This window comes from Shinella kummerowiae, assembly GCF_009827055.1.
GTDB lineage: Bacteria > Pseudomonadota > Alphaproteobacteria > Rhizobiales > Rhizobiaceae > Shinella > Shinella kummerowiae.
In genome coordinates, this window is sequence record NZ_WUMK01000006.1 from 251,742 (window position 1) to 264,871 (window position 13,130).

General features: G+C 63.8%; 11 protein-coding genes. 8 read left to right on the forward strand and 3 right to left on the reverse strand.

Annotated features, from left to right (window positions below):
• Positions 1-77 precede the first annotated feature (77 nt).
• Together GR138_RS17340 and GR138_RS17345 are read left to right on the forward strand one after the other, a co-directional pair.
• Entirely contained in the window at positions 78-1,364 is a 1,287-nt protein-coding gene (locus GR138_RS17340; RefSeq protein WP_160860505.1) for an SAM-dependent methyltransferase, read from the forward strand.
• A gap of 186 nt (positions 1,365-1,550) precedes the next feature.
• On the forward strand, positions 1,551-3,050 hold the full coding sequence (locus tag GR138_RS17345) for a replicative DNA helicase (RefSeq protein ID WP_160860506.1): 1,500 nt from the start codon (positions 1,551-1,553) through the stop codon (positions 3,048-3,050).
• A gap of 195 nt (positions 3,051-3,245) precedes the next feature.
• On the opposite strand, the gene GR138_RS17350 is transcribed toward GR138_RS17345, so the two are convergent.
• Complete coding sequence (locus GR138_RS17350) at positions 3,246-3,848, reverse strand: hypothetical protein (protein WP_160860507.1); 603 nt, start codon at positions 3,846-3,848, stop codon at positions 3,246-3,248.
• 101 nt (positions 3,849-3,949) lie between these two features.
• Between GR138_RS17350 and alr the strand changes: the two genes are divergently transcribed.
• The 5 genes from alr (at position 3,950) to GR138_RS17375 (ending at position 9,895) form a co-directional block, all read left to right on the forward strand.
• Complete coding sequence (gene alr / locus GR138_RS17355) at positions 3,950-5,119, forward strand: alanine racemase (RefSeq protein WP_160860508.1); 1,170 nt, start codon at positions 3,950-3,952, stop codon at positions 5,117-5,119.
• Between the two features lie 68 nt (positions 5,120-5,187).
• Positions 5,188-6,591, forward strand: a complete 1,404-nt coding sequence (gene radA, locus GR138_RS17360) for a DNA repair protein RadA (RefSeq protein WP_160860509.1) — start codon at positions 5,188-5,190, stop codon at positions 6,589-6,591.
• A 236-nt stretch (positions 6,592-6,827) separates the two neighbouring features.
• Positions 6,828-7,457 carry a CvpA family protein gene (locus GR138_RS17365; protein WP_160860510.1) on the forward strand — a complete coding sequence of 210 codons (630 nt, stop codon included), beginning with the start codon at positions 6,828-6,830 and terminating at the stop codon, positions 7,455-7,457.
• 192 nt (positions 7,458-7,649) lie between these two features.
• Positions 7,650-9,143 (forward strand): amidophosphoribosyltransferase, encoded by a 1,494-nt coding sequence (gene purF, locus GR138_RS17370; protein ID WP_160860511.1) that lies wholly within the window; start codon positions 7,650-7,652, stop codon positions 9,141-9,143.
• An 11-nt stretch (positions 9,144-9,154) separates the two neighbouring features.
• A complete protein-coding gene (locus GR138_RS17375) occupies positions 9,155-9,895 on the forward strand; it encodes an SDR family NAD(P)-dependent oxidoreductase (protein WP_160860512.1) in 741 nt (246 codons plus the stop codon).
• 128 nt (positions 9,896-10,023) lie between these two features.
• Here the strand turns inward: GR138_RS17375 and GR138_RS17380 are convergent, their stop codons facing one another.
• A complete protein-coding gene (locus GR138_RS17380) occupies positions 10,024-10,596 on the reverse strand; it encodes a transglycosylase SLT domain-containing protein (RefSeq protein WP_160860513.1) in 573 nt (190 codons plus the stop codon).
• A gap of 301 nt (positions 10,597-10,897) precedes the next feature.
• Here GR138_RS17380 and GR138_RS17385 point away from each other — a divergent pair, with 301 nt between their 5' ends.
• Positions 10,898-12,004: a branched-chain amino acid ABC transporter substrate-binding protein gene (locus GR138_RS17385; RefSeq protein ID WP_160860514.1), complete on the forward strand. Its 1,107-nt coding sequence runs from the start codon at positions 10,898-10,900 to the stop codon at positions 12,002-12,004.
• 88 nt (positions 12,005-12,092) lie between these two features.
• On the opposite strand, the gene GR138_RS17390 is transcribed toward GR138_RS17385, so the two are convergent.
• Positions 12,093-13,130: an HlyD family secretion protein gene (locus GR138_RS17390; protein ID WP_160860515.1), complete on the reverse strand. Its 1,038-nt coding sequence runs from the start codon at positions 13,128-13,130 to the stop codon at positions 12,093-12,095.

The window sequence follows — 13,130 nt, forward strand, 5'->3', positions numbered from 1 at the left end:
GCGGTCGGGCCGCTTCCCAGGCCGGTTTCCGACCACGACCCGTTCCGCCGCTTTTTAAGCGCGACGGAGTTTAGCGAATGAAATTCCTTGTACAGGCTCTCGTTTCCCGCCTCGTCGAGACCGGAAATCTGACGATCACCTATCCGGACGGGTCCATCCAGGCTTTCGGCGATGGCACCGGCAATCCCGTCCACATGCGCCTCAACACCCGAAAAGCCGTCTGGGGCATTGCGATCGACCCCGCCTACTATCTCGGCCATCATTACGGCACCGGTGATATCGATATCGTCGAGGGCGACATCTACGGCCTGCTGAAGACGGTTTTCACCGGCAATCCCGACTTCAAATATTACGATTCCCGCTGGAACCACCTTCTGGAACGGGTGCGCTATCTCTTCCGCTGGGCGCGAGAAAAGAACAGCGTCATGCGTTCGCGCAAGAACGTGCAGCACCACTACGATCTGACCGGCGCGCTTTACGATCTCTTTCTCGATCAGGACCGGCAATATTCCTGCGCCTATTTCGAGCATCCGGAGCAGACGCTGGACGAGGCGCAGCTTGCCAAGAAGCGTCACATCGCCGCCAAGCTCAACATCAACCGGCCGGGCCAGACCGTGCTCGACATCGGCAGCGGCTGGGGCGGCATGGCGCTCTATCTGGCTCGCCAGCTCGGCGCCAAGATCACCGGCGTGACGCTCTCCGACGAACAGCATGCCCTTTCCGTGAAGCGGGCGGACGAGGCCGGGCTTTCCGATGCGGTGAAATTCCTGCTGCAGGATTATCGCAATACGCAAGGCCAGTTCGACCGTATCGTCTCTGTCGGCATGTTCGAACATGTCGGCCGGCCGAACTACCTGACCTTCTTCAAAAAGAGCGCGTCGCTCCTCAAACGCGACGGCGTGATGCTGCTGCACACGATCGGCCGCACGGACCAGCCGTCCGCCAACAATCCGTTCATCGAGAAGTACATCTTTCCCGGTGGCTATATCCCTGCCCTCTCCGAGGTGATGCAGGCGGTGGAAAAGAGCGGGCTTGCCGTGACCGACGTGGAAATCCTGCGTCTGCACTATGCCGAGACGCTGCGGCACTGGCGGGAGCGCTTCATGGCGCGGCGCGAGGAGGCCAAGGCGCTCTATGACGAAAAATTCTGCAGGATCTGGGAGTTCTATCTCGCGGCCTCCGAAAGTGCCTTCCGCTGGCAGAACCTCGTCGTCTTCCAGCTCCAGCTCGTGCACGATCAGGAGGCCGTGCCGCTGACACGCGGTTACATCGGGCGCGGCGAGGATTGCCTCAAGGGGCACGAGGGCAACCCGAAGGGCAATCGGCGCGGCGCACGCCAGTTCCCGCAGGAGGCGTCGCTGTGAGATTCGGCGCGCGAGTCAACTGAAAGAGCGCAGGCCTGGCGGAATCCGGGCTTGCCGTGTCCCCGCCACCTGTGGAAAAGTCTAAGACCGGGCCTAAAGCATGGGAAGGGCCGGAAGCGCTTGACCCATGCGGCCAAAGCGCGGAAACCAGCGACCTTCTAAAACAGGGACGGGAGATTCGGGACGATGAACGACGCCGTGCGCAAGCTCAACCAGACCGGTCGCGAGAATGCGGAGCTGCACCACCGCGAGGCACCGAACAACGTCGAGGCCGAACAGGCCCTGCTCGGCGCCATCCTCGTCAACAACGACGCCTATTACCGTGTCTCGGACTTCTTGAAGCCCATCCACTTCAACGAGCCACTGCACCGCAAGATCTACGAACTTGCCGGCGACACGATTCGTATGGGCAAGATCGCCACGACGATCACCCTGAAGACGCACCTGCCCACCGACAGCAAGGTCGGCGACCTGACGATCCCGCAATATCTTGCACGCCTTGCCGCCGAAGCAGTGACGATCATCAACGCGGAAGATTATGGCCGGGCGATCTACGACCTGGCGCTCCGCCGCTCGCTGATCAATATCGGCGAGGACATGGTCAACATCGCCTATGATGCGCCGCTCGACATGCCGCCGCAGACCCAGATCGAGGATGCGGAGCGCCGCCTGTTCGAACTGGCCGAGACCGGCCGCTATGACGGTGGTTTCCAGTCGTTCAACGATGCGGTGGCGCTGGCGATCGACATGGCCGGCCAGGCCTTCGAGCGCGACGGCTCGCTCTCCGGCATCTCCACCGGCATCCATTCGCTCGACGGCCGCATGGGCGGCCTCCAGCGCTCCGACTTGATCGTGCTCGCCGGACGCCCCGGCATGGGCAAGACGTCGCTTGCCACCAACATCGCCTATAACATTGCCGCCGCCTACGAGCCGGAAATCCAGGCCGACGGATCCTACAAGGCGAAGAACGGCGGCGTCGTCGGCTTCTACTCGCTCGAAATGTCCTCCGAACAGCTCGCCACCCGTATTATCTCCGAGCAGACGGAAGTCTCCTCGTCGAAGATCCGCCGTGGCGACATCTCCGAGGCCGATTTCGAGAAGCTCGTCGCCTGCAGCCAGATGATGCAGAAGGTGCCGCTCTATATCGACCAGACCGGTGGTATCTCGATTGCCCAGTTGTCCGCCCGCGCCCGCCGTCTCAAGCGCCAGCGCGGCCTCGATTGCCTGGTGGTGGACTATATCCAGCTGATGACCGGCTCGGGAAAATCCAGCGACAACCGCGTGCAGGAAATCACCCAGATCACCACCGGCCTGAAGGCGCTCGGCAAGGAACTGAACGTGCCGATCATCGCGCTTTCCCAGCTCTCGCGTCAGGTGGAAAGCCGCGAGGACAAGCGCCCGCAGCTCTCCGACCTTCGCGAATCCGGCTCGATCGAGCAGGACGCCGACGTCGTGCTCTTCGTGTTCCGCGAGGAATATTACGTGAAGAACCTGGAGCCGCGCGACGAGTTCGACCCGAAATACGAAGAGTGGAAGATGAAGTTCGAGGCCGTGAAGGGCACGGCGGACGTCATCATCGCCAAGCAGCGTCACGGGCCGACCGGCACGGTGAAGCTCGCCTTCCAGTCGGAATTCACCCGCTTCACCGACCTCGCCGACCCGTCGTTCACGCAGTACGAGCACTGAGTCCGGCGTCACCGGCTCAAGCGTACAAGGCTGCCCCCCTCATCCGCCTGCCGACGCCTTCTCCCCGCTGGAGAGAAGGGAAGGATCGTGACGTCTCGTTTTCCCCCTTCTCCCCCCCGGGGGAGAAGGTGGCGGCAGCCGGATGAGGGGGATGCGTAACGTTTCGGTTTTTTGACAACCAAGCCTTTGCCGGTCTTATTTCTTCGCAAATGCCGGAGCCTTGCAGAAGTTTGCCACGATGGCGAGCGCGCGCGTGGCGCGTGCCTTCTGCTCCTCGTCCATCATCGGCAGGTCGAGCCTGTCGGCACACATTTCCTCCGACGCGTTGTTCTGGCCGGACAGTGACATGCGGCTGGTACAGTAAAGGCCCTCGCCCGTCAGGACGATCTGCTCGACCTCCGGTGAATCGATGGGAACCGGGTTCGCCTCGGCAATCATGTCATCGGCCGACGCATAGGCGGTGACGGCGGCGACCCGGCTCAAATCGACGAGGCCGAGCGTCAGCGTCGCCCATTGCTCCGGGAATTGCAGCGCGGAGGTTGTGCGGGCGCGGCAGGGCGCACCGGAGACCTCGAGCCGTGTCACCAGCCGCGGCGCATTGGGGTTGTCGACGATCGAGTAGTAAACGTCGCCGCCCTTGTCGCGCTCCGGCGCGGCGCCATCCTGGACAAGGCCGAGCAGAACGGCGTGCGCCGCGCGCATGTCGGCATCCGTCGGCGAATCCTGGGCAACCGTTGAGGCCTTGCCGGCCAGGACGAACACCATCGCCCCAATGGTCGCTGTCACCGCGCGCCGCATCGTCTTTCCTTTTTTTGCACACCATAGAGACACCCCCTTCCGACGGCAATGCGACGGACGAGCGTATTGCCGCCATAGTCCACAGGCTGTATCTCAGAACCATGAGCACGCACCCTACGCCCGCCCGTCCCACCCTGCCCGTCGCCGGCGAGGATCACGCCCGCCTGACGATCGACCTTTCGGCGCTTGCCGACAATTGGCGCGCCATGGCCCGCCGCTCGGGTGCGGCCCGAACCGCAGCGGTGCTGAAGGCGGACGCCTACGGCGTCGGGCTCGAGCCCGCGGCAAGGACCTTCCACCAGGCGGGTGCGCGCGACTTCTTCGTCGCCACGCCTGCCGAGGGGGCAACGCTGCGCGGTGTTTTGCCGGATGTCCGCATCTATGTGCTGTCCGGCATGTGGGCAGGCTCCGAGCGGCTGTTCTTCGAATTCGACCTGGTGCCGGTCATCGTCTCGGAAGAGCAGCTCGTCGTCTTCATGTCGGCCATCGCCGATGGCGGTGACCTGCCCTGCGTTTTGCATGTCGACACCGGCATGAGCCGGCTCGGCCTGCGCGTCGAGGATGCGCTGGCGCTGGCTAGCGATACCGCGCGGCCGGCAAGCTTCTCGCCGATCATGCTGCTCAGCCATCTCGCCTGTGCGGACGACCCCAGCCATCCGCTGAACCGCCAGCAGCTCCAGCGCTTCCGCAGCGTCGTCGAGGCCTTTGACGACATCGACGCGACGCTCGCCAACTCGGCCGGCATCTTCCTCGGCGAGGACTATCATTTCACCCTCACCCGCCCCGGTATCGCGCTCTACGGCGGTGCGGCCGTCAACGACGTGCCGAACCCGATGAAGCCGGTCGTCACCGCCGAGGCGCGCATTCTCCAGGTGCGCGAGGCGAAGACCGGCGAAAGCGTCAGCTATGGCGCGTCGACCGTGTTTACCCGCGACACGCGCATCGCGGTCGCCGCTATCGGCTATGCGGACGGGTACATGCGCAGCCTTTCCGGCTCCGGCGTGCCGCTGCGCAAGGCGAGTATCCCGGGCGCCAGCGGCGTGCTGCATGGCCGTTCCGTGCCCCTGATCGGCCGCGTCACCATGGACCTTACCCATTTCGACGTCACCGACCTTCCGGCCGGCAGCGTGCGGGCCGGTGATTTCATCGAACTGTTCGGGCGCCACATGCCGATCGAGGATGTCGCTCGCGCTGGCGGCACCATCGACTATGAGCTTTTGACCAGTCTGGGCGGGCGTTACGAACGACGCTACGAATTGGCAAAAAAATAGGACATGTTCTTGTTTTGTGCTATCGGCTTTCGGAATGAGTCCTTGAACCCTCCGGAAAGCAAGACCTGATGGCGAAAGCCCGCACCCAATTCGTCTGCCAGAACTGTGGCACCGCGCATTCCCGCTGGGTCGGGAAATGCGAGGGCTGCGGCGAGTGGAACACCGTCGTCGAGGAAGACCCGATGGGCGGCATCGGTTCCGGGCCCGGCAAGGTGCCCAAGAAAGGCCGGCCGGTTGCGCTGACGGCGCTGTCGGGCGAAATCGAGGAAGCACCACGCATCCACACCGGCATCGGTGAACTCGACCGGGCGACCGGCGGCGGCTTCGTGCGCGGTTCGGCCGTGCTGATCGGCGGCGATCCCGGCATCGGTAAATCGACGCTGCTGATGCAGGCCGCCGCCGCCCTCTCCCGCCGCGGCCACCGCGTCATCTATGTCTCGGGCGAAGAGGCCGTCGCGCAGGTGCGGTTACGCGCGCAACGCTTGCAGGCGGCCGAGACCGACGTGCTGCTCGCCGCCGAGACCAATGTCGAGGACATTCTCGCCACCATCGGCGAAGGCAAGCGGCCGGACCTCGTCATCATCGATTCGATCCAGACGCTGTGGAGCGACACGGCCGAGGCAGCGCCCGGCACGGTGACGCAGGTGCGAACCGGTGTGCAGGCGATGATCCGCTTTGCCAAGCAGACGGGTGCGGCCATGGTGCTCGTCGGCCATGTCACCAAGGACGGGCAAATCGCCGGCCCGCGCGTCGTCGAGCACATGGTCGATGCCGTGCTCTATTTCGAGGGCGACCGCGGCCACCACTACCGAATCCTGCGCACCGTCAAGAACCGTTTCGGACCGACGGACGAGATCGGCGTGTTCGAAATGTCCGACAAGGGGCTGCGCGAAGTCTCCAATCCATCGGAACTCTTTCTTGGCGAACGCAATGCGAAGTCGCCGGGTGCGGCCGTCTTTGCCGGGATGGAGGGCACGCGTCCCGTTCTCGTCGAAGTGCAGGCGCTCGTCGCCCCCACCTCGCTCGGCACGCCGCGCCGGGCCATCGTCGGCTGGGATTCGGCAAGGCTGTCGATGATCCTCGCGGTGCTGGAAGCGCATTGCGGCGTACGGCTCGGGCAACACGATGTTTACCTCAACGTGGCGGGCGGTTATCGCATTTCCGAGCCGGCGGCGGACCTTGCCGTTGCCTCCGCGCTCGTTTCGTCACTTGCCGGACTTGCCCTTCCCGCCGATTGCGTCTATTTCGGCGAAGTCAGCCTGTCGGGCGCCATTCGCCCGGTGGCGCACACCGCCCAGCGCCTCAAGGAGGCGGAAAAACTGGGTTTTTCGCAGGCCGTGCTCCCCGCCGGTTCCGCCGATCTGCCGAAAGGCGCGGGCGGACGCTGGAACGAGATCGAAAGCCTGCCGGATCTGGTGGCGCGCATTGCCGGATCGAAGAGTGCCCTGAAGCGGGAAGACGAGGACGTCTGACGCCCTCCGGCGCGCGGCAATGCCCTGTGGGAAACGCGTGCCGAACTGAGACGGCGAAGGCGCCTTGCGTTACTGGGTAATTCCTTAGATCGGAATCGATTTAAGGACAAAATTATGCAGCAGCTTTTTGTTGCTACAGCGTCCTTTGCGCGTCATGAATGGCGCGCGGCGCAGTAGAGTGCGCCCCGCATGGGATGTGGGGCCCGGCGACATTTCGGGTTTGGAGTAGGACGAACATGCCCATCACAATTCTCGACGGTATCGTCATCGGCGTTGCGCTGTTCTCGGCAGTGCTGGCGATGGTGCGTGGTTTCTCGCGCGAAGTGCTTTCCGTCGCAAGCTGGGTGGGTGCCGCGGCAGCCGCCTACTTCCTCTATCCGGTGCTGCTTCCCTACGCGAAGGACTATACGACGAGCGACACGGTCGCGATGGTCGGCTCCGCCGCCGCCGTCTTCCTGGTCGCGCTCATCGTGATCTCCTTCATCACCATGCGCATCGCCGACTTCATCATCGACAGCCGCATCGGCGCGCTCGACCGCACGCTCGGCTTCCTGTTCGGCGCCGCCCGCGGCATCCTGCTCGTCGTCGTCGCCATGCTGTTCTTCAACTGGCTGGTCGCACCGCAGCAGCAGCCGGGCTGGGTCACCACCGCAAAATCCAAGCCGCTGCTCGACAATCTCGGCTCGCGCCTCGTGGCGCTCCTGCCGGAAGATGCCGATGCGACGATCATCGATCGCCTGCGCGGCAAACCGGCCGAAGGCGCACCGGCAGAGGGCGGCGCGGAAGACCCGGATGCGGCCACCGGCGGCACGGGCCAAGGCACTGGCCAGACGCCCGCCGAAGAGACCCCGGCAACGAACGGATAAGTAATCAGGGGAGCCGCGCTCGCGAAAATTGACGAGAGCAGGCTCCCCGGTTTTTTGGTAGGATGAGATATCAGCCACTGACGCTTCCGGGCCTCGGTGGCAAATGCTTTAGGCCATACCCATATGGGCATGGCCGGCACCCAACGAAGACCCCGTGCAACCTCCTATGGTCCCGAGCAAAGGCTTGCAGCAATGAGCGATTTCCTGTTTCCCGGCCGCCACGACGACGATCTCGACGGCGATACGCTTCACGAAGAGTGCGGCGTCTTCGGCATCCTCGGCCACCCGGAAGCCGCAACCTTGACGGCGCTCGGCCTGCACGCGCTCCAGCATCGCGGCCAGGAGGCGGCGGGTATCGTCTGCTTCGACGGCACGCAGTTCCACACCGAAAAGCATATGGGGCTCGTCGGCGACCACTATACGAACCCGGCGACGCTCGCCAAGCTGCCGGGCAACATGGCGATCGGCCATACCCGCTACTCCACCACCGGCGAGGTGGCGCTGCGCAACGTGCAGCCGCTCTTCGCGGAACTGGAAGTCGGCGGCATCGCCGTCGCCCATAACGGCAACTTCACCAACGGCCTGACGCTGCGGCGCCAGCTGATTGCCGGCGGCGCGATCTGTCAGTCGACCTCCGACACCGAAGTCGTGCTCCACCTCATCGCCCGCTCGCGCTACACCTCCACGACGGACCGCTTCATCGATGCGATCCGTCAGATGGAAGGCGGCTATTCGATGCTCGGCATCACCCGCACCAAGCTGATCGCCGCGCGCGACCCCACGGGCATCCGTCCGCTGGTCATGGGCGAACTCGACGGCAAGCCGATCTTCGCTTCGGAAACCTGCGCGCTCGACATTATCGGCGCAAAATACATCCGCGACGTGGAGAACGGCGAGATCATCGTCTGCGAAATCCAGCCGGACGGCTCGATCACCATCGAGGCGAAGAAGTCGGGCAATTCGCAGCCGGAACGCCTGTGCCTGTTCGAATATGTCTATTTCGCCCGTCCCGATTCGGTCGTCGGCGGCCGCAGCGTCTATGTCGCGCGCAAGAACATGGGCATCAACCTTGCCAAGGAGCATCCGGTCGAGGGCGACGTCGTCGTTCCGGTGCCGGATGGCGGCACGCCGGCCGCGCTCGGTTATGCCCAGCAGAGCGGCATCCCGTTCGAATACGGCATCATCCGTAACCATTATGTCGGCCGCACCTTCATCGAGCCGACGCAGCAGATCCGCGCCTTCGGCGTGAAGCTGAAGCATTCGGCCAACCGTGCAATGATCGACGGCAAGCGCGTGATCCTCGTTGACGATTCCATCGTACGCGGCACGACGTCGCTGAAGATCGTGCAGATGATCCGCGATGCCGGCGCCAAGGAAGTGCATATCCGCGTCGCCAGCCCGATGATCTTCTACCCGGACTTCTACGGCATCGATACGCCGGACCGCGACAAGCTGCTGGCCAACCAGTACAACGACGTGAAGGCCATGGCCAAGCACATCGGCGCGGATTCGCTGGAGTTCATCTCCATCGATGGCCTCTACCGCGCCGTCGGCGGCGAAGACCGCAACAACAGCCGCCCGCAATTTACCGACCACTACTTCACCGGCGACTATCCGACGCGCCTGCTTGACAAGGAAGGCGAGACGATGGGACGGAAGATTTCGGTAATGGCAAGCAACGGATAATTGACAGCAGCATGAGCATTGACCTTACAGACCGCATCGCGCTGGTCACCGGCGCGTCGCGCGGGATCGGCTATTTCACCGCCCTGGAACTCGCCAAGGCCGGCGCCCATGTCATCGCCTGCGCCCGCACCGTGGGTGGGCTCGAAGAGCTGGACGATGCGATCCAGGCCGCCGGCGGCTCGGCGACGCTCGTGCCGTTCGACCTCGCCGACATGGCGGCCATCGACAAGCTCGGCGGCTCGATCTTCGAGCGCTGGGGCAAGCTCGACATCCTGGTCGCCAATGCCGGCGTGCTCGGCACGATCTCGCCGATCGGTCATGTCGAGGCGAAGGTTTTCGACAAGGTGATGACCATCAACGTGACCGCGACGTGGCGGCTGATCCGCTCGGTCGAGCCGCTGCTGATGAAATCCGATGCCGGTCGCGCCGTCATCCTGTCGTCGAGCGCCGCGCACAAATGCAAGCCTTTCTGGGGGCCCTACTCCGCCTCCAAGGCGGCCGTCGAGGCTCTGGCGCGCACGTGGGCTGGCGAGACACAGCGTACGGCGCTGCGCATCACCTCGGTCGATCCTGGCGCCACCCGCACCGCCATGCGCGCGCAGGCCGTGCCCGGCGAAGACCCGACGACGGTGCAGCACCCTTCGGACGTGGCCAAGGCCATCCTGCCGCTGGTTGCTCCGGATTTTACGGAGACGGGAAAACTCTTCGACATGCGCCAGGGCCGCCTGCTGGACTATCGCCTGCCGGAGTGACGGACAGGCTCGCACGTCGAAACCCGCAATGACAAAAAGGCCAGGCTTGGAGATCCCAAGCCTGGCCTTTTTCGTTGAAGCGATTTACCGGCCCGCCGTCACGACGGACGAACGGCAATAGTCTGACCTTACCAGGAGCCGCAGCTCTTGAGTTGGCGCGAATACATGGCCGCCATGTTCGCCGCCCGCTTCCCGCCCGTCTTCGCCGTGCCGCTCCAGTTGCCGCGCTTGTAGCCGGCATGGCCATGGTAATAGGCGATGTAGAGGCGGTAAGTATCGTTAAGCGCGATGCCGTTCGTGCGGTTGCTCTCGCTGTGATACCAGCCGATGAAGCGGATCGCATCGCCGAAATCGGTGCGCTTGGCCATCCAGCGGCCCGTCTCGCTCTTGTAGCGCGCCCAGGTGCCGTCCAGCGCCTGGGAGAAGCCGAGCGCCGACGACTGGCGTTTCCACGGAATGAAGCCGAAGAGCTTTGTGCGCGGCGGGCGCGCATTATGGCGGAAGCCGGATTCCGTATAAATCGTCGCCATGAGCACGGGCACCGGCACGCCGTACTCGCGCTCGACGCTGTAGGCGGCGCGCCGCCAATTATCAAACAGGCCGTCGCGCTGCTCGAAGATAGCACAGGCATCCCGCGTCTGGCGCGGCACGGAGGCGCATCCGGCAAGCAGCAGGAGGACGACGATCAATACGCAACGCATCGCAGTTCCTCAAAATCTGCGAAAATTTATAAATCGTAAATCTTAACAATCCGTTTTGATTCAAATGCCGTATAGCGCTTCCCATTCACGGCGGTGATCCGCCCATCAAATATGCAAATGCATTATTTTGTTGCGCTTTTTGGCCTTACGGCCTAATCAATCTGCAGCACGCCGGACCTTCGCGCATGATTGTTCCGGGCTGTGAAAGAACCCGCTCCGCATCGGAATCCGGCAGCGCCGTCCGGGCGCGTGAGCATTTGCGACCGGGCCTTCTCCAAGGCCCAAGCTGAGGAGAAAGACCATGAAGAAGCCAATTTTCGCCGGAGCCCTGCTCGCGGCTTCCGTCGCCTTCGCACCGCTTGCCCATGCCGATATCGTCATCGGCCTCATCGCGCCCCTCACCGGCCCGGTTGCCGCCTATGGCGACCAGGTCAAGAACGGCGCGGAAGCAGCCGTTGCCGAAATCAACAAGAACGGCGGCATCCTCGGCGAACAGGTCGTGCTGAAGCTGGCGGATGATGGCGGCGAGCCCAAGCAGGGCGTTTCGGCCGCCAACCAGATCGTCGGCGAAGGCATCCGCATCGTCGTCGGACCGGTGACCTCCGGCGTTGCCATCCCGGCCTCCGACGTGCTGGCGGAAAACGGCATCCTGATGGTCACCCCGACGGCGACCGCACCGGACCTGACGGCCCGCGGCCTGACCAACGTTCTGCGCACCTGCGGCCGCGACGACCAACAGGCGGACGTCGCCGCTGCCTATGTTCTTGCCAAGTTCAAGGACAAGAAGGTCGCCGTGATCCATGACAAGGGCGCTTACGGCAAGGGCCTTGCGGACGCTTTCAAGGCGGCGATCAACAAGGGCGGCATCACCGAGGCGCTCTATGATTCGGTCACCCCGGGCGAGAAGGATTTCAGCGCGCTGCTGACCCGTCTCAAGGCTGACGGCGTCGAGGTCATCTATTTCGGCGGCTACCATCCGGAAGGCGGCCTGCTCGCCCGTCAGTTGAAGGATCTCTCGGTCAACGCGACGATCATCGGCGGTGAAGGCCTGTCGAACAGCGAATATTGGGCAATTGGCAACGAAGCTGCTGCCGGCACGCTGTTCACCAACGCTTCCGACGCGCTGAAGAGCCCCGACTCGCAGGCCGCCGTTGCCGTACTGAAGGAAAAGGGCATTCCGCCGGAAGCCTTCACGCTGAACGCCTATGCCGCCGTCGAAGTGCTGAAGGCCGGCATCGAGAAGGCTGGCAGCGCGGAAGACGCCACGGCCGTCGCCACCGCGCTGAAGTCCGGCGAAGCGATCCCGACCGCCATCGGCAAGCTCACCTACGGCGAAACCGGCGACCTGACCTCGCAGAGCTTCTCGCTGTTCAAGTGGGAAGACGGCAAGATCGTCGCCGCCGAATAAGGTTTGGCGATGGAAATGCGAACGCCGGGGTTTTGCCCCGGCGTTTTCGTTTGCGCTTTGAAGTACGCAATTCCGAACTGGTCCCGCTCTATCGGTCCACCACCGTCCGCACCACGACCGACAGGCCGGGTGCGAGGTGCTTTGCCAGGTCCTGGCCTTCGTCTATGGCGATGCGCACGGGCACGCGCTGCGCGATCTTGGTGAAGTTGCCGGTGGCGTTGTCCGGCTTGATGACGCTGAACTCGGAGCCCGCGGCGGGCGAGAAGCGCTCGACACGGCCCGTCAGCGTCGCGTGCTTCAATGCATCGACACTGACCTCGACCTTCTGGCCGGGCTCGATATAGGCGAGCTGGGTTTCCTTGAAATTGGCGATGACCCAGGTGTCATGCGGCACGACGGCCATAAGCTGCGTGCCGGCGGTGACATATTGGCCGAGTTTCACGCCCACCTCGCCAACGGCCCCGTCCCGCGGCGCCGTGATCACCGTGTTGGAGAGATCGATCTTCGCGAGTTCAACGGAAGCCTCGGCACCGGCCACGGCCGCCCGCAGCGAATCGCGGCCGACGATGATCGTCTGAAGATCCTGCTTCGAGACTTCGAGGTTCGCCTCGGCCTGTGATACGGCGGCCTGCGCCTGATCGAACGTGGTGCGGCTCTGTTCGCGGTCGCTTTGGGTGGCGATGCCCTTGTTGGAAAGCTCCTCGATACGGTTCCAGTTTTCCTCCGCCCGGCGCCTCGCATATCTGGCGCTGTCGAGGGCGGCGTTACTTGCACCGATGCGGGCGTTGGCGGCATTTTCCTGCTGCTCGGAATTGGCAAGTGCGGCCTTCTGGCTGGCGAGCGTGGCGTTGGCCTGCTCGACCTTCTGGCGGTAGATCCGGTCGTCGAGGCGCGCCAGCACCGCGCCGGCCTTGACGGTCTCGTAATCCTTCACCGCGACATCCGTGACATAGCCGCTGAGCTGCGGGCTGATCAGCGTTACATAGCCGCGCACATAGGCATTGTCCGTCGTCTGGACCTCGCTGGAAAAGGGCGGCAGGTGCCAGGCGTAGAGCACCGCGATGAGACCGGCGAGGCCGAGAAGAACGGCGAGCGTGGTGGCGGTGTGACGAATATAAGTCTTCAT

Coding starts and splice junctions, on each gene's coding strand:
- GR138_RS17340 (WP_160860505.1), top strand. CDS start 78: ATGAAATTCCTTGTACAGGCTCTCGTTTCCCGCCTCGTCGAGACCGGA.
- GR138_RS17345 (WP_160860506.1), top strand. CDS start 1,551: ATGAACGACGCCGTGCGCAAGCTCAACCAGACCGGTCGCGAGAATGCG.
- GR138_RS17350 (WP_160860507.1), bottom strand. CDS start 3,848: ATGCGGCGCGCGGTGACAGCGACCATTGGGGCGATGGTGTTCGTCCTG.
- alr (WP_160860508.1), top strand. CDS start 3,950: ATGAGCACGCACCCTACGCCCGCCCGTCCCACCCTGCCCGTCGCCGGC.
- radA (WP_160860509.1), top strand. CDS start 5,188: ATGGCGAAAGCCCGCACCCAATTCGTCTGCCAGAACTGTGGCACCGCG.
- GR138_RS17365 (WP_160860510.1), top strand. CDS start 6,828: ATGCCCATCACAATTCTCGACGGTATCGTCATCGGCGTTGCGCTGTTC.
- purF (WP_160860511.1), top strand. CDS start 7,650: ATGAGCGATTTCCTGTTTCCCGGCCGCCACGACGACGATCTCGACGGC.
- GR138_RS17375 (WP_160860512.1), top strand. CDS start 9,155: ATGAGCATTGACCTTACAGACCGCATCGCGCTGGTCACCGGCGCGTCG.
- GR138_RS17380 (WP_160860513.1), bottom strand. CDS start 10,596: ATGCGTTGCGTATTGATCGTCGTCCTCCTGCTGCTTGCCGGATGCGCC.
- GR138_RS17385 (WP_160860514.1), top strand. CDS start 10,898: ATGAAGAAGCCAATTTTCGCCGGAGCCCTGCTCGCGGCTTCCGTCGCC.
- GR138_RS17390 (WP_160860515.1), bottom strand. CDS start 13,130: ATGAAGACTTATATTCGTCACACCGCCACCACGCTCGCCGTTCTTCTC.